This is a genomic window from Micromonospora sp. Utrum1 (genome assembly GCF_057197805.1).
Map to the genome: position 1 here is coordinate 130,797 of NZ_CM170071.1, position 14,314 is coordinate 145,110.

The 14,314-nt window shown below is 74.3% G+C and carries 19 protein-coding genes; 11 read left to right on the forward strand and 8 right to left on the reverse strand.

The features are described from left to right. Positions 1–26: 26 nt before the first annotated feature. The 4 genes from AC0OLQ_RS00625 to pheA all read left to right on the forward strand — a co-directional run bounded on the left by AC0OLQ_RS00625 (position 27) and on the right by pheA (position 2,518). Complete coding sequence (locus AC0OLQ_RS00625) at positions 27–482, forward strand: hypothetical protein (RefSeq protein WP_484529776.1); 456 nt, start codon at positions 27–29, stop codon at positions 480–482. A gap of 75 nt (positions 483–557) precedes the next feature. Beyond that, positions 558–947 (forward strand): ACT domain-containing protein, encoded by a 390-nt coding sequence (locus AC0OLQ_RS00630; protein WP_484529777.1) that lies wholly within the window; start codon positions 558–560, stop codon positions 945–947. Positions 948–1,029: 82 nt separating this feature from the next. Further along, complete coding sequence (locus AC0OLQ_RS00635) at positions 1,030–1,551, forward strand: hypothetical protein (protein WP_484529778.1); 522 nt, start codon at positions 1,030–1,032, stop codon at positions 1,549–1,551. Positions 1,552–1,561: 10 nt separating this feature from the next. Further along, positions 1,562–2,518: a prephenate dehydratase gene (pheA, locus tag AC0OLQ_RS00640; RefSeq protein ID WP_484529779.1), complete on the forward strand. Its 957-nt coding sequence runs from the start codon at positions 1,562–1,564 to the stop codon at positions 2,516–2,518. A 43-nt stretch (positions 2,519–2,561) separates the two neighbouring features. Here pheA and AC0OLQ_RS00645 read toward each other — a convergent pair whose 3' ends face one another. From AC0OLQ_RS00645 to AC0OLQ_RS00655, 3 genes are all read right to left on the reverse strand, one after another. Continuing rightward, positions 2,562–3,281, reverse strand: coding sequence for an AIM24 family protein (locus tag AC0OLQ_RS00645; RefSeq protein ID WP_484529780.1), 720 nt, complete (start codon positions 3,279–3,281; stop codon positions 2,562–2,564). Positions 3,282–3,375: 94 nt separating this feature from the next. Beyond that, positions 3,376–3,720 (reverse strand): metallopeptidase family protein, encoded by a 345-nt coding sequence (locus AC0OLQ_RS00650; protein WP_357332852.1) that lies wholly within the window; start codon positions 3,718–3,720, stop codon positions 3,376–3,378. Positions 3,721–3,808: 88 nt separating this feature from the next. Continuing rightward, positions 3,809–4,237, reverse strand: coding sequence for an OsmC family protein (locus tag AC0OLQ_RS00655; protein WP_484529781.1), 429 nt, complete (start codon positions 4,235–4,237; stop codon positions 3,809–3,811). A gap of 119 nt (positions 4,238–4,356) precedes the next feature. Here AC0OLQ_RS00655 and AC0OLQ_RS00660 point away from each other — a divergent pair, with 119 nt between their 5' ends. From AC0OLQ_RS00660 to AC0OLQ_RS00670, 3 genes are all read left to right on the forward strand, one after another. Next, positions 4,357–5,100 carry a hypothetical protein gene (locus AC0OLQ_RS00660; protein ID WP_357331712.1) on the forward strand — a complete coding sequence of 248 codons (744 nt, stop codon included), beginning with the start codon at positions 4,357–4,359 and terminating at the stop codon, positions 5,098–5,100. Positions 5,101–5,334: 234 nt separating this feature from the next. Continuing rightward, entirely contained in the window at positions 5,335–6,156 is an 822-nt protein-coding gene (locus AC0OLQ_RS00665) for an HAD family hydrolase (protein ID WP_484529782.1), read from the forward strand. After that, complete coding sequence (locus AC0OLQ_RS00670) at positions 6,156–6,968, forward strand: HAD family hydrolase (protein WP_484529783.1); 813 nt, start codon at positions 6,156–6,158, stop codon at positions 6,966–6,968. The genes AC0OLQ_RS00665 and AC0OLQ_RS00670 overlap by 1 nt, the downstream gene beginning before the upstream one ends. Before the next feature lie 52 nt (positions 6,969–7,020). Here AC0OLQ_RS00670 and AC0OLQ_RS00675 read toward each other — a convergent pair whose 3' ends face one another. Next, a complete protein-coding gene (locus tag AC0OLQ_RS00675) occupies positions 7,021–7,623 on the reverse strand; it encodes a bacterial proteasome activator family protein (RefSeq protein WP_357331720.1) in 603 nt (200 codons plus the stop codon). Between the two features lie 84 nt (positions 7,624–7,707). Here AC0OLQ_RS00675 and AC0OLQ_RS00680 point away from each other — a divergent pair, with 84 nt between their 5' ends. Further along, the gene (locus tag AC0OLQ_RS00680; protein ID WP_484529784.1) at positions 7,708–8,535 is read left to right on the forward strand and encodes an alpha/beta hydrolase family protein; all 828 of its coding nucleotides are present in this window, start codon (positions 7,708–7,710) and stop codon (positions 8,533–8,535) included. 49 nt (positions 8,536–8,584) lie between these two features. Further along, positions 8,585–9,814: an ABC transporter substrate-binding protein gene (locus AC0OLQ_RS00685; protein WP_484529785.1), complete on the forward strand. Its 1,230-nt coding sequence runs from the start codon at positions 8,585–8,587 to the stop codon at positions 9,812–9,814. Between the two features lie 60 nt (positions 9,815–9,874). Here the strand turns inward: AC0OLQ_RS00685 and ddaH are convergent, their stop codons facing one another. Beyond that, the gene (ddaH, locus tag AC0OLQ_RS00690; protein WP_357331726.1) at positions 9,875–10,708 is read right to left on the reverse strand and encodes a dimethylargininase; all 834 of its coding nucleotides are present in this window, start codon (positions 10,706–10,708) and stop codon (positions 9,875–9,877) included. A 59-nt stretch (positions 10,709–10,767) separates the two neighbouring features. Between ddaH and AC0OLQ_RS00695 the strand changes: the two genes are divergently transcribed. After that, positions 10,768–11,226, forward strand: a complete 459-nt coding sequence (locus AC0OLQ_RS00695; protein WP_357331728.1) for an Lrp/AsnC family transcriptional regulator — start codon at positions 10,768–10,770, stop codon at positions 11,224–11,226. Positions 11,227–11,289: 63 nt separating this feature from the next. Next, positions 11,290–12,246 (forward strand): zinc-binding dehydrogenase, encoded by a 957-nt coding sequence (locus tag AC0OLQ_RS00700; RefSeq protein ID WP_484529786.1) that lies wholly within the window; start codon positions 11,290–11,292, stop codon positions 12,244–12,246. 6 nt (positions 12,247–12,252) lie between these two features. On the opposite strand, the gene AC0OLQ_RS00705 is transcribed toward AC0OLQ_RS00700, so the two are convergent. From AC0OLQ_RS00705 to mobA, 3 genes are all read right to left on the reverse strand, one after another. Beyond that, positions 12,253–13,353, reverse strand: a complete 1,101-nt coding sequence (locus AC0OLQ_RS00705) for a T3SS (YopN, CesT) and YbjN peptide-binding chaperone 1 (protein WP_484529787.1) — start codon at positions 13,351–13,353, stop codon at positions 12,253–12,255. An 88-nt stretch (positions 13,354–13,441) separates the two neighbouring features. Continuing rightward, positions 13,442–13,699 carry a DUF6457 domain-containing protein gene (locus tag AC0OLQ_RS00710; protein WP_357331734.1) on the reverse strand — a complete coding sequence of 86 codons (258 nt, stop codon included), beginning with the start codon at positions 13,697–13,699 and terminating at the stop codon, positions 13,442–13,444. Then, a complete protein-coding gene (mobA, locus tag AC0OLQ_RS00715; RefSeq protein ID WP_484529788.1) occupies positions 13,696–14,295 on the reverse strand; it encodes a molybdenum cofactor guanylyltransferase in 600 nt (199 codons plus the stop codon). The genes AC0OLQ_RS00710 and mobA overlap by 4 nt, the downstream gene beginning before the upstream one ends. Between the last annotated feature and the right edge of the window lie 19 nt (positions 14,296–14,314).

Sequence of the window (14,314 nt, forward strand, 5' to 3'; positions counted from 1 at the left end):
GACCGTCGGTGTACATAGGAGGCGCGGTGGCCCACGTCGAACTCTCGCTCTCGGAAGTGTTCGTGCCCGACGCGGGGACACCGACCGAGCAGGAGTCCGACAACTTCGGGCAGTGGTCCGGCACGGTCTCCCGAGCCGCCGAGCCCTGCCTGCTGATCGACGCCGACACCACCGTGGTGGCGATCTCCTCGTCCGGCTGCGACCTGCTCTCCCTCGGTGCCCCCGAGGACGTCATCGGCCGGCCGCTGCTGGAGGGCGGCCTGCGCCTGGTCGACTTCACCGCCAGCCCCAGCGAGCTGACCGAGCAGGAGACCGACAAGATCCCGCCGCTGCTCGCGCTGCTCTCCGGCCGGCTGGCCCGGGGCCTGCTCCGGGTCCAGGGGCCCGGCGCCGACGCCGTCACGACGGTGGACGCCATCTCCACGCCGGTGCTCACCGACGGCGAGGTGGCCGGCTCACTCACCTTCTTCTCGGCCGTCTGACCTGCGACGACGTGTGGCGATCGCCGCACCGGGCGATGCTGGGGCAGTGCCGCGCCGAGGCCGTAGGGTGCCCTCATGCTCGATGTCGCGCTGCTGCCGGGCGAGTACGCGGTGTGCCGCCTGCCGGCCGGCACCGTGCTGCCCCCACGGCTCTGGGGTGCGCTGGCCGGCTGCGACGTGGTGACGGTGAGCTGGACCGCCGACGGCGTCTCGGTGATCTGCCCCACCGAGCGAGCACCCGCGGGGGCGGACGTGGAGACCGAATGGCGCTGCCTGCGGCTGGTCGGCCCGCTGGACGCGGCGGTCACCGGCACCCTCGCCGCGCTGGTCGACCCGCTCGCCCGGGCCCGGGTCAACGTGGTGGCCTTCTCCACGTACGACACCGACCACGTGCTGGTGCCCGCCGTGCGGCTGGCCGAGGCGACGACCGCGCTGGAGCGGGCCGGGCACCGGGTCCTCGGCTGACCTTCACCCGACCGGTTGATCCTCCTACGATGGGCTCGGCCGACCGGCCGCGACGACGTCCCTCGATGCCGAGGATCGCACCGTGCCCTGCACCCCGTCCCACCCCGCCCGCCGACTCCTCCCGGTGGCGCTGACCGCCCTGCTCGCCCTCGCCGGCTGCGGCGCGCCGCCCGAACTGGGCGAGCCGGTCGCGTCCGCGACCACCGCGCCGACCGCCTCCGCCACCCCCACCCCGAGCGCGACGCCCACCGCGCCGGTGACCCCGACCGGGCCGACCCGCACGGCGCCCGCCCCGGACCCGACCGCCACGCCCTGCCGGTCCGGCCCGTCCGGCGACCGGGTGGTCGCCCTGCTGCGCGGCTCGGCCCGGGTGCTGCCCCGGGATGTCCGGGTCACGGTGCGGACCGGGCCGCTCTGCGCGGAGGACTGGCAGTACACCGTGCTGGCGGTGAGCGGGCACGAGGAGCTCCAGGTGGTCACCCGCGGCCGGCCCGCCGCGCTGGAACTGGTCACCGCCGGCACGGACGTGTGCGGGGTGGAGGTACGCGCCGCCGGCCCGTCCGGCATTCGGACCCTGGCCTGCGACGGCACCCCCGGTGCGTAGTCTGGTCGACATGCCGGGAACACCGCCGACCCGCTTCGTCTACCTGGGTCCCGAGGGCACCTTCGCCGAGCAGGCGCTGCGTACCGTCCCCGCCGCCGAGCGGGGGGACCGGACGCCGGCGCGCAGCGTGGGCGAGGCGCTCGACGCCGTACGGGCCGGGGAGGCGGACGCGGCGCTGGTGCCGTTGGAGAACTCCATCGGCGGCGCGGTCGGGGTGACCCTGGACGAGCTGGCCGAGGGGGACCCGCTGGTGATCACCCGCGAGGTGATCCTGCCGGTCGAGTTCGTGCTCGCCGGCCGCGCCGGGGTCGCGCTGGCCGAGGTGCGCAGCGTGGCGGCCCACCCGCAGGCGTCCACCCAGTGCCGGGGCTGGCTCCGCGACCATCTGCCCGACGCCACCGTGGTCGACGTGCTCTCCAACGGCGCCGCCGCGGCGGGTGCGGCGAGCGGCGAGTTCGACGCCGCCATCTGCGCCCCGATCGGCGCCACCCGGCACCGGCTGACCGTGCTGGCCGACAAGATCGCCGACCATCCGGACGCGGTGACCCGGTTCGCGCTGCTCTCCCGTCCCGGCCCGCCCCCGCCCCCGACCGGCGACGACGTCACCTCGCTGGCGGTCTACATCGCGCACGACCGGGTCGGCGCGCTGCTGTCGGTGCTGATGGAGCTGGCCACCCGCGGGGTGAACCTGACCCGGATCGAGTCCCGCCCGACCGGCGAGGCGCTCGGCCGGTACGTCTTCTTCCTCGACTGCACCGGCCACGTCGCCGACGCACGCCTCGGCGAGGCGTTGCAGGGGCTGCGCCGGGTCTGCGCCGACGTGCGCTTCCTCGGCTCGTACCCCCGGCACCGCTGGAGCCCGGCGGCGAGCGACCGGCCGGTCCCCGCTCCGGCGGGCCTCTCCGACATCGACTACGCGGACGCGGCGGCTTGGCTCTCCCGGCTGCGCGCCGGCGAGCTGAGCTGACGGTGCCGGGGCGCCCGGAGGTGGCGCCCCGCGCACCGGGCGGTCACTGGAGCAGGCCGCCGAGCAGGCCGCCCTGCTGCTGGGCGCCGCTGCCCTGGACCGGCGGCTCCTCCGACGGCTGGACCACGACGAAGCCCTGGCCGGCGAAGCTCATCGTGAACGCCTCGCCGGTGCTGCGGCCGAGCAGCGTGCCCAGGCCGAGCTGCTCGGCCCGGTGGTAGCCGGTCTGGAGGTTGGCCGACCAGCAGACCGCGGCCTGCGGGTCGACGTAGGTGGGCTGGTCGACGTTGAGCACGACCGGGGTGCCCTTGGTGGTGATCGCGATCCGGCCGTGGCCGGTGAAGACGCAGTTGAACAGGCCGGACGAGGACGCCATCCCGGCGCCGCCGACCATCTTGATGTCGTACTGGAGGGTGGAGTCGAAGGCCAGCACGCTTGAACCGTTGATCGACAGGGCGTCGCCGGGCTCCAGGTCGATGATGTGCACGTCCTTGGCGAGCTCGGCCAGGAAGACGTCGCCACGCCCGGAGAGCTTCATCAGCGGCACGCCCTCTCCGGTGAGCCGCTGCTTGATGAACTTGCCGATGCCGCCGGAGCCGAGCGCCTGGAACTGCACCTGCCCCTGGTACGCGACCATGGACCCGACCCGGGCCATCGCCTCGCCGTTGAGCTCGATCTTCAGCATCTTGGAGTTCTGCAGCCGCATGCCCGGCTGCTGTGACTCCTTCTCAAGGTTCTCCGCGGAGAACAGCGCGCTGCGCATGGGTTTCCTCCTGCTTCGGGGTGTGCCTGCACCGGAGGTTAGGGGACCGACGCAAAAGCGGGGATCGGCCGAGCGGGGCGCGACGCGGGCCCGGTCAGCCCCAGCCGAGGGCGTGCAGGCGCTCGTCGTCGATGCCGAAGTGGTGGGCGATCTCGTGCACCACGGTCACCGCCACCTCGTCCACGACGTCCTCCTCGGTGTCGCAGATCCCCAGGATCGGGTTGCGGTAGATGAGGATGCGGTCGGGCAGCACGCCGGCGTAGTCCCAGCCCCGCGAGGTGAGCGAGTGCCCCTCGTAGAGCCCGAGCAGGTCCTCGCCCGGCGGCGGGTCGTCCTCGACCAGGATGACCACGTTGCTCATCAGCCCGAGCAGTTCCTCGGGCACCTCGTCGAGCGCCTCGCCGACGAGCTCCTCGAACCGTTCCCGGCTCATCTGCACGGCCACGCCGCCCGGTCACCCCTTCACGATCGGCACGCGGCGCGGCAAGGGTGCCCGGGGCGGGGCACCCTTGCCGGGTCGGGCGTGGTCAGGCCAGGCGGGCGGTCAGCGTGATCTGCGCGCCCGGGGAGAGCAGCCGGGAGATCGGGCAGTTCTCCTTGGCCGCCTCGGCCAGCTTGGTGAACTGGGCCTCGTCCCGGCCCGGGACCTGGCCGACGGTCTCCAGGTCGATCCGGGTCACGGTCATGCCCGCGTCGGTCTTGTCGAAGTGCACTGTGGCGGTGGTGTCCACCGAGGTGTCGGTGGCACCGGCGTCGGCGAGCTGCTTGGAGAGCGCCATCGAGAAGCAGCTGGCGTGCGCGGCGCCGATCAGCTCCTCGGGGTTGGTGCCCTCGCCCTCCTCGAAGCGGGACTTGAAGGAGTAGTTGCCGGTAAAGCCGCCCTTGCCGGTGCGGACGGTGCCGGACCCCTCGGTGAGGTTGCCCTGCCAACGAGCGGAAGCGGTACGGATAGGCATGGCACCGACGCTAACCGAAAGCGGTCCGCCCCGCACCAAGCTGTGGCCTTGCGCTCCCTGTCACCGGGTGCCGCCTGTGTCATGATTCGACGCAGGCCCGCGTACGGGAAGGGTGGCCGATGTCCCAGGATCGTCCCATCCCCAGGCAGGACAGCCGGTCCGACGGCACGACCGTCGTGGAGTGGGGCGACGCCGAACCCGCCCCGTCCGGCGGGATGGGCCGGAGCCTCGCCGGCCTGGGCCGGGACCATCGCCTCCCGCCGGTGCTCGCCGGGCTCGGCGCGGTGGCCGCGGTCGCCTCCCTGATCGGCGAGTGGCTGGTGATGACCGTGCCGAACGGCGACCCGGAGGCGAACGGCCCGATCCGGCTGCCGAGCGGGGTGGCGGAGGTGGGCGGCTTCGGGGTGGCGTACCTGGTGGGCCTGCTCGGGCTGGCGGCCGCCGTGGCCCTGGCCCTGCGCGGCGCCCCGGCGGTGCGGCAGCACGCCCGGCTCGCCGGCCTCGGCGTCGCGGTGGCCCTGCTCGCGGTGCTGACCGCGACCGCCTTCTCATTGCCGGAGCTGGGCCCGCGCGCCCTCTTCTTCCCCGCCGAGCAGCGGTTGCAGGTGGAGCACGGACGCGGCCTGGTCACCGCCTTCCTCGCCACCGTGCTGCTGGCCGCCGCTCTGCACCTGTCCGGCCGGGCCGCCGGCGCGCCCGCCGACCGGACGGACGAGCCCGGGGACGAGCCGGCCGCCGGGGCGCCGGACGGCTGGTCCGGCCGGAGCCGGCGCCGGGCGGTCGAGGACGAGCTGCCCCCGGCCCCGGCCGACCTGAGCGTGCAGCCGACGACGCCCTTCGCCCACCCCGAGCCGCCCCGCTGACCGGGCGCGGCCGCCCCCGTCGCCCCGCCCGGGACCACCCCGGCGTGCCCGCGTGCCGGCGTGCCGGACCGAGCCGCGGAGGGGCACGGACGGCCGCCGCGGGTTGGTGTCCGATTCGCCGAAAAGCCATGGTTGCGACCCGTTCCGCGAGATACGGTTGCTGCCCGCCGTCCGGGGGCCGCGGCACCGAGGACCTGGTCGGCCGACGCGACGGCGGCGGGCGAAGGAGGAACCATGACCCGCCCGGGCCTGCCCAAGCTGATCGCCACCGACCTCGACGGCACGCTCGTCCGCAGCGACGAGACCGTCTCCGCGTACACCCACGAGGTGCTCGACCGGGTGCGGGCCGCGGGGATCCCGGTGGTCGGCGCCACCGGCCGGGGGCCGCGGCTGACCGAGCTGACCCGCAACGACATCCGCGCCGCCGACTTCCTGGTGATGGCCGGCGGGGGCCGGGTGGTCGACCAGAGCGACCCCGCGGGGCCCCTGGTGCTGCGCGACGAGCGCCTCTCCGGCGCGGTGCTGACCCGGATCCTCGCCGATCTGGAGGCCGCCGTCGGCCCGCTCACCGTGATGGTGGAGGCGTCCGACGAGCCCGACGCGCCGCTCTGGGGTGACTACCACCCGAGCTGGCCCTACCAGGACCGGTTCGAGGCGCGCAGCCGCGCGGAGTGCCTCTCCTGCGACGTGCTCAAGGCGTTCGCGCGGACCGCCGACCATCACGTGGACGAGCTGCTGGCGGCGGCCCGCCGGATCGTCCCGGCGGAGCTGGCCACGCTCACCCAGGCGGGGCTCGGCTTCGTCGAGATCTGCCCGCCCGGGGTGGACAAGTCCACCGGGCTCAGCGTGGTCGCCGAGCGGCTCGGCGTCGACCCGGCCGAGGTGCTGGTCTTCGGCGACCAGCCGAACGACCTGCCGATGTTCGAGTGGGCCGGCTGGGGCCGGGTGGCGGTGGCCAACGCGCACCCGGACGTGCTGGCCGCGGCCGACGAGATCACCCTGCGCAACGACGACGACGGCGTCGCGGTCTACCTGGACCGACTACTCTCCCGGTGATGGGAGAGGCACCTCGACTCGTCGCGACCGACATCGACGGCACTCTGCTGCGGGACGACCGGACACTCAGCCCGCGTACCGCGGCGGTGCTGGCCCGGATCTCCGCGGCGGGCACGCCCGTCGTGCTGGTCACCGGCCGTCCCATCCGCTGGCTCCAGCTCGTGTACGACCAGCTCGCCGAGCCGCTGCCGGCGATCTGCGCGAACGGCGCGGTGGTGTACGACCCGGTCACCGACGAGGTGCTCCGGGCCGACCCGCTCGCCCCCGAGCTGCTGGCCGAGGTGGCCCGGCGGCTGCGGGCCGAGGTGCCCGAGGTGAGCTTCGCGGTGGAGATCGTGGACAGCCGGCAGATGCGGCACGAGGCGCACTACCCGCTGCGCTGGGACGCCGACGCCGACGCGATCCGGGCCATCGAGTCGCCGGAGGAGCTGCTCGCCGTCCCGGCGGTGAAGCTGCTGGCGCGGGCCGGGGAGCAGGATCCGGACGTGTTCGTCCGGGTGGTGGCCGGCGCCCTGCAGGGGCTGGCCGAGGCGACCCACTCCTCGTACAGCGGGCTGGTGGAGATCTCCGCCGCCGGGGTGACCAAGGCCGCCGGCCTGGCCTGGTACGCGGCGCGGCTCGGCTTCGACGAGCGGGACGTGCTGGCCTTCGGCGACATGCCGAACGACGTGCCGATGCTCACCTGGGCCGGCCGGGCGGTGGCGGTCGCCAACGCGCACCCGGCCGTCCTGGCGATCGCCGACGAGGTGACCGGGGCGAACAGCGAGGACGGCGTGGCCGCGTATCTGGAACAGGTCTTCGGGGTGGCCTGACCGGCCGGGCGGGCGCCCGGCCGGTCAGCGGTGGTGTCGCGCCCCGGGGCGGTCAGAGGTACTGGCCGGGTGCGTGGCCCTCGTTGGTCTGCGGCATGCCCGGCATGCCCGGCACCATCCCGCCCGGGCCGCTGGGCAGCGCCTGCCGGCCGGAGCGCATCTGCTCGAGCTGGACGCGGGCGGCCATCTGCTGGGCGACCAGCGCGGCCTGGATGCCGTGGAACAGCCCCTCCAGCCAGCCGACCAGCTGTGCGTGGGCGATCCGCAGCTCGCTCTCGCTGGGCGCCTGGTCCTCGGTGAAGGGCAGCGAGATCCGCTCCAGCTCCTCGCGCAGCTCGGGGGCGAGGCCCTCCTTCAGCTCGACGATCGAGCGCTCGTGGATCTCGCGCATGCGGTGCCGGCTGGCGTCGTCCAGGGGCGCCGCCTTGACCTCCTCCAGCAGCTGTTTGATCATGCTGCCGATCCGCATCACCTTGGCGGGCTGCTCGACCAGGCGGGTCGGATCCTCACCCTGGCCATCGTCGGTCTGCACCGTGCCGACCGGCCGGCCGTCCGGCCCGACCACCACCACGGTGCCGGGGATGCCATCGTTGCCCTGTTCGTTGCCCTGTTCGTCGTCCTGTCCGGCGAAGCGCGCTTCGGTCATGGGACCCATCTTTACCCACCCCCACCACGTGCACGCGGCCGGACCGGCTGCCGGGCCGGAACCACCCGGCCGGGGCGCGCTACCGTCGCCGTCATGCCCGCAGACCCGCGCGCCGTGCTGACCCGGCCGGCCCCGCCGCCGGACGCCACCGTCGCCTACGGCGACCACCCGGACCAGTGCGCCGACCTCCGCCGCCCGGCCGGCGACGGACCGCCCCGGCGGCTGGTGATCGTCGTGCACGGCGGCTTCTGGCGGGCCGAGTACGACCGCACCCACACCGGCCCGATGGCGGCGGCGCTGGCCGCGCTCGGCCACCCGGTCGCCCAGGTCGAGTACCGGCGCACCGGCCAGCCGGGCGGTGGTTGGCCGCATACCCTCACCGACGTGCTGGCGGGGGTGGCGGCGCTGCCCGGGCTGGCCGCGGCCGCGCTGCCCGGGCTGGTGACGGCCGATCCGCCGACCGTGGTCGGTCACTCGGCGGGCGGGCACCTGGCGCTGTACGTGGCCGCGCACGCCCCGGCCACGGTCGGCGGCGTGCTGGCGCTGGCGCCGGTCGCGGACCTCGCCGAGGCGTACCGGCTGGACCTGGACTCCGGCGCGGTGGCCGCGCTGCTCGGCGGGGGCCCGGCCGAGTTCCCCGACCGTTACGCGGCGGCTGATCCATCGTCGTTGGTGCCGGTCCGAGTACGCACAGTAGTCATGCATGGGCTGCTCGACCGGCAGGTCCCGGTCGCCATCAGCCGCTCCTGGGTGGCGGCCGCCCGGGCGGCCGGCAGCCCCGCCACGCTGGTTGAGCTGCCCGAATGCGAACATTTCGGGCTGATCGCGCCGGACTCGGCCGCCTGGCCGCAGGTGGTGGCCGGGTTGCGGTCCCTGCACGATGATCTTCAGGGCATTGACGCAGCGTCGTCGAGCAGGTAGAACGCCGGAGGGGCGTGCACCCCTGGACGCTCCATCGGGAAGGAAACTGGTGTCACAGATGAACCGCAGGCGGGCACTACAACTGCTGGCCGCGCTGGGAACCACCGGGCTGGCGGCGGGCTGTGGCTCCGGGACCGACTCCGCGGACGAGGCGAAGCCCGGCAGTCCGATCAAGATCGGTCTGATCGTTCCGGGCAGCGGCCCGAACAAGTTCATCGGGGACGAGATCACCAACGGGTTCCAGCTCTTCCTCAACCTCAACGAGGGGCAACTCGGCGGCCACCCGGTGACGCTGGTGCCGGCCGAGGAGGGCGACACCGCCAAGACCGGCCAGGCCGCCGTCGACGGGCTGCTCAAGGAGGGCGTGCTGGCGCTCACCGGCGTGGTCAGCTCCGCCGTGATGACCGGCATCCGGGACGCCGTGGAGCAGGCGCGGGTCCCGCTGATCGGCTCCAACGCCTCCCCCATCAGCCTGCAGAGCGTCGTCTACATCTGGCGTACCTCGTACGTGCTGGACGAGCCGGGCGAGGCGCTGGGGCAGTACCTGCGGCAGACCCTGGACGCCTCCAGCCGGATCGCCATCTTCGCCACCCAGGGCCAGAGCAGCCGCGACGTCATCGACGGCCTCCGGCGCGGGTACGAGCAGGGCGGCCGCCGGCTCACCGAGGAGCCGATCTTCACCACCGACTTCGCCAACCCCGGCAAGGGGGTCTACACGGGCTCGATCCGCAAGGCCCTGGACCGGCGGCCCGGCCCCGACGCGGTCTTCTGCCACTACTCCGGGGCGCAGGCGGTGCAGTTCATCAAGCAGCTCTACGCCCAGGGTTACCAGGGCCCGATCTACGCGCCGGGCTTCCTCACCGAGGGCGCCGTGCTCGGCCAGCTCGACGACGGGGAGAAGGGCGAGGAGCGGGCGCTGATCGAGAAGTACGGCATCCAGACCGCGCTGAACTACTCCGCCGACCTGAACAACACCGCCAACCGCGTGTTCGCCTCGGCGTACCGCAAGACGCACAACGTCTCCCCGACCACCTACGCGATGGCCTCGTACGACGCCGCGCAGGTGCTCGACAAGGCGATCCGGCTGGTCGGCGAGAACCCGACCCCGCAGCAGGTCAACCTGGCGCTCGGCAAGATCGGCCAGATCGACAGTCCGCGCGGCGCCTGGCAGTTCAACCAGCCGCGCACCCCGCAGCAGAAGTGGTACCTGCGCCGGGTCGAGCTCGACGGCCGGATGCTCTCCAACGTCGTGATCAGCGAGCTGGCCACGCTCGGCTGATCCGCCCCGGGTACGCGAAACGGGCGGCCTCCCCTCGGGGAGACCGCCCGTTCCCGTACGTCAGTGGCGCAGCTCGGCGATGCAGCACTTCACGCTGCCGCCGCCCTTCTTCAGCTCGGCCAGCTCGACCGGGACCGGGTGGTAGCCCGCCGTCTTGAGCTTTCCGGCCAACCGGCTCGCCTCGCTGTTCAGCACGACGTTGAGCCCGTCGCTGACCAGGTTGAGGCCGAAGGCCAGGGCGTCCTCGTCGTCCGCGACCACCGCGTCCGGGAAGAGCTGGGCGAGCACCTTCTGGCTGGCCGTCGAGAAGGCGCCCGGGTAGTAGACGATGTTCTCGTCGTCGATCGAGGCGAGCGCCACGTCCAGGTGGTAGAAGCGCGGGTCGACCAGGCGCAGCGAGACCACCGGCCGGCCGAGCGCCTCCTGCGCCTCGGCGTGCGCGGCCGGCTCGGTGCGGAAACCGTGGCCGGCGAGGACCAGCCCGCCGTGCGCTTCCGGCAGGTAGGCGAAGTCGCCCTCGCCCTCGTTGGTCTCGCTCGGCGCGATGAACCGCCAGCCGTTCTGCTCGTAGAACGCCCGGTGCACGGCGGCCTCGGCGGCCCGCTGCTCGTGCTTGAACTGGGCGCCGTAGACCGTGCCGTCGACCACGAACGCGCCGTTCGCGGCGAAGACCATGTCCGGCAGCCCGCGCTCGGGGGTGAGCAGGTGCACCTCGTGGCCGAGGCCGACCAGGGTCTCCCGCAGGCGGTCCCACTGCTTGACCGCCAGGTCGGTGTCGACCGGCGCGGTCACGTCCATCCACGGGTTGATCGCGTACTCGACCGTGAAGTGCTCGGGCGAGCACATGAGATATGTCCGCTTTCGCGGGACTCGCTGCTGGTTCACGGTCACCAAGAGTAGGTACGGTACAACTTTGGTAACAGCCACAACCATTGCTTCCCAGAGGCGGAACGTTGCAGATAGACGCGGTCGACCAGCGAATCATTGCGTTGCTCGTGGCGGATGCCCGCGCCTCGTACGCGGACATCGGCACGCGGGTGTCACTCTCCGCCCCCGCGGTCAAGCGCCGGGTCGACCGACTCCGATCGGCGGGGGTCATCCGGGGCTTCACCGCGGTCGTCGATCCGGCCGCCGTCGGGTGGACCACGGAGGCCTTCGTCGAGCTGTTCTGCGCCGGCCGGACCACCCCCGCCCAGATCGGCGCCGCCGCGAGGCGGCATCCCGAGGTGGTCGGCGCGTACACCGTCTCCGGCGAGGCGGACGCGCTGGTGCACCTGCGGGCGGCCGACATCGCGCACCTGGAGGATGCACTGGAGCGGCTGCGGGCCGAGTCGTTCGTCACCTCGTCCCGCAGCACCATCGTCCTCTCCCGGCTGGTCGAGTCCCCCGGCGTCGGCCCCTCCTCGGCTTGACCTGAAGCCCACTTCAGGTCGTCAACTGGGACCGGAGTTCGGCGGGGACAGCGGGGAGGCGACGTGCGAGCGGTGTGGCTACGGGAGTTCGGCGGGCCGGAGGTGCTGGTGCCGGGGCCGGCGCCGGATCCGGTGCCCGGTCCGGGGCAGGTGCTCGTCGAGGTGGCGCACGCGAACATCACCTTCGTCGAGACGATGTTCCGGGCGACCGGGTTCGGCCCGTTCGCCGCGTCCCTGCCGGTGATCCCCGGCAACGGCGTCGGCGGGACGATCACCGGGGTAGGCGCCGGGGTGGACCCGGTGCTGCTCGGCCGGCGGGTGGTCAGCGCCACCGGCGGCTCCGGCGGGTACGCCGAGCGCGTGGTGGTGGACCAGGGCGCGCCGATCCCCGTACCGGACGGGTTGCCGCTGGACGCGGCCGTGGCGCTGCTCGCGGACGGCCGGACCGCGCTGATGCTGGCCCGGGCGGCCGGGATGCGGCCCGGCGAGCGGGTGCTGGTCGAGGCGGCGGCCGGCGGGGTGGGCGGCCTGCTCACCCAGCTCGCCACCGCGGCCGGCGCGCGGGTGGTCGCCGCGGCCGGCGGTCCGCGCAAGGTCGCCCTGCTCCGCGAGCGCGGCCTCGACCCGGTGGTCGACTACCGGGAGCCGGACTGGACCGACCGGGTCCGGGCCGCCGTCGGCGGGGTGGACGTGGTCTTCGACGGGGTCGGCGGGCAGCTCGCCCGGGCCGCCTTCGACCTGCTCGACCGCGGCGGGCGGATGCTCAGCTTCGGGCTGGCCAGCGGCGCCTGGGCGGACCTGCCCGAGGAGGAGGCCACGGCCCGCGGGGTGACCCTGCTCCGCGCCGGCGGCACGCCCGACGAGCTGCGCGCCCTCGCCGAACAGGCCCTAGCCGAGGGGGCCGCCGGCCGGCTGCGGCCGCTCATCGGGCAGCGCTTCCCGCTGGACCGGGCCGCCGACGCGCACGCCGCCATCGAGTCCCGGGCCACGGTCGGCAAGACCCTCCTCGACGTCCGCTGACGCGGGTCAGAGATACATGCCGGTGCGGTGCTCCTGCGGGCGGGCCGGCTTGTCCCCCTCGCCGAAGAAGCGCTTGCCGCCGAACTCCCCGTGCAGCCGATCGTCCAGCTCGTCGGCCAGCCCGGTCATCACCTGCACGGCGAGCATGAGGTGGGTGGCCTGGAAGTTGCGGCCGAACACCGGGATCGAGGCCCACACCGTGTCGTCGGCGCAGTAGAGCCGGCCGATCGGCATCCGGTTGGTCAGCTCGGAGAGCTTCACGTAGAGCCGCTCGGTCGGCTCGACCTCGGTCAGCACCGGGGAGAAGACGTCGACCAGGGGCGGGTTGTCGCGGACCCGGACGAAGACCATCGCCGAGCCGGCGCGGATGTTGATGTCGCCGTCCGAGTCGACCTGCACCTGGTCGGACTTCGACTTCAGCATGGTGGAGACGACGGTGCGCACCCGCTCCTCCAGGGCCAGCACGTCGTTCTCGCCGGCCTGCTTGGTGGCGGCGGCCGCCAGCGCCTCGTCGAGGTCGGCCTCGACGTCGCGGTCCGCGCCGAACTCGCTGCGGGCGGTGCCGAGCGGCTCCTCCGGCAGCGGCTCTCCCTCGGCGTCGTGCACCATGTAGACCAGGAAGGCGGGGTGCGGAGCGCCGTAGACGTCGCGCAGCGTCCGGGACAGCACGGCCGACAACCGGGTCGCCTCGTCGGTGCCGCAGTCCAGGCCGAACTGCTCGCCGGAGCCCGCCACCACACCGGGCGGGGACCAGCCGAGCGCGATCATATCGGCCACCGCGGCCCGGTCCAGCCGGTAGCCCGGCGGCAGGGTGGCGTTGCCGACCGCCCGGGCCGAGAGGCGGCCCTCCTCGCCGGCGTCCACGCTCACCGAGTAGACGGCGTCCCCGGTGCCGGAGGCGGTCGGGTCGAGGGTGACCTCCAGGTGCGCGCCGGCGGGCAGCCCGCACAGCCGCTCGGCCAGCGCACGGGCGAACTCCCGCCAGGCCTCGGTCACCTTGGCCCGCAGGTCGGCCGTGCTCGGCTCGTCCAGCAGGATCGACTCGTGCTGCTCCGGCGTCGCGCCGGCGGGCTCACCGGCCGGTGCCGAGGGGTGGTCTGCCGTCATGATCGCCTCCGTCCGTCCTCGCCACCCTACCCACGGACGGTGGGGGTCGAATCACCCCGACCGGGATCGGACAGCGGGCCCGCAGGCGCTAGTCGGCGGGGGCCGTCCCGTCCAGCTCCACCGGCCAACTGCCGGCCAGCGCGCTGAGCCGGGCGGCCGCCGCGGCCGGGTCCGCGCCGCGCCCCACGGCCACCCCCAGGAGGTACGCGGTGACCGGCGCCCCCGGCCGCAGCACCTGGTGCGCCACGTCCTTGGCCAGGTCGAGCACGGTCGGCACCGACACCTCGGCCGGGTCCAACCCCAGCTCGGCGCAGGCGGCCGTGACCCAGTCGTCCATCACCGTCATCGCGTCCACTCCTCGGCCCGGCGTACGTCCTCGTCAGTGTCGCAGTCGAACCAGGGCGGCGGCCCGGAGCCGGACCACGACACCTCCCGCACCGTCGTGCCGGCCAGCAGCGCGCGCACCGGCGCCCCGTCGACCGTGCCGCCGCGCTCGGCGGCGAGCCGGTCGAGGGCGGCCCGCAGCGCGCTCACCCGCCACACCGCGCAGAGCTGCTGCCGGCGGCCGTCGCCGTCGACGTAGCAGGCCATCCCGGCGGCCGAGCCGTCGAGGGCGGCCCGCAGCTCGGCCACCGCCGCCGGGGTGAGCAGCGGCAGGTCGGCCGCGAGCAGGGCGACCGTGGTCGTGCCGGGGTCGAGCAGGGCCAGCCCCGCCGCGGTCGCGGCCACCGGGCCGCCGCCAGGAGGTTCCTCGCGGGTCACCCGGACCTCCGCGGGCACCGGGTCGGTCGGCCCGACCACGATCCGCGTGCCCGCATCGGCCACCGCCGCCAGCACCCGGTGCAGCATCGGCCGGCCGCCGACCGGGCGGGCCGGCTTGTCCACCCCGCCCATCCGGCGGGCCGCGCCGCCCGAGAGCACCACCGCCGCGTACGCCGTCACCGGGCCACCGTAACCGCGG

Bases quoted from the DNA above. Each gene is read 5' to 3' on its own strand.
- AC0OLQ_RS00630 (WP_484529777.1), top strand. From the start codon at position 558: ATGCTCGATGTCGCGCTGCTGCCGGGCGAGTACGCGGTGTGCCGCCTG.
- AC0OLQ_RS00645 (WP_484529780.1), bottom strand. From the start codon at position 3,281: ATGCGCAGCGCGCTGTTCTCCGCGGAGAACCTTGAGAAGGAGTCACAG.
- AC0OLQ_RS00660 (WP_357331712.1), top strand. From the start codon at position 4,357: ATGTCCCAGGATCGTCCCATCCCCAGGCAGGACAGCCGGTCCGACGGC.
- AC0OLQ_RS00655 (WP_484529781.1), bottom strand. From the start codon at position 4,237: ATGCCTATCCGTACCGCTTCCGCTCGTTGGCAGGGCAACCTCACCGAG.
- AC0OLQ_RS00705 (WP_484529787.1), bottom strand. From the start codon at position 13,353: ATGACGGCAGACCACCCCTCGGCACCGGCCGGTGAGCCCGCCGGCGCG.
- AC0OLQ_RS00670 (WP_484529783.1), top strand. From the start codon at position 6,156: ATGGGAGAGGCACCTCGACTCGTCGCGACCGACATCGACGGCACTCTG.
- AC0OLQ_RS00675 (WP_357331720.1), bottom strand. From the start codon at position 7,623: ATGGGTCCCATGACCGAAGCGCGCTTCGCCGGACAGGACGACGAACAG.
- AC0OLQ_RS00680 (WP_484529784.1), top strand. From the start codon at position 7,708: ATGCCCGCAGACCCGCGCGCCGTGCTGACCCGGCCGGCCCCGCCGCCG.
- AC0OLQ_RS00710 (WP_357331734.1), bottom strand. From the start codon at position 13,699: ATGACGGTGATGGACGACTGGGTCACGGCCGCCTGCGCCGAGCTGGGG.
- AC0OLQ_RS00665 (WP_484529782.1), top strand. From the start codon at position 5,335: ATGACCCGCCCGGGCCTGCCCAAGCTGATCGCCACCGACCTCGACGGC.
- pheA (WP_484529779.1), top strand. From the start codon at position 1,562: ATGCCGGGAACACCGCCGACCCGCTTCGTCTACCTGGGTCCCGAGGGC.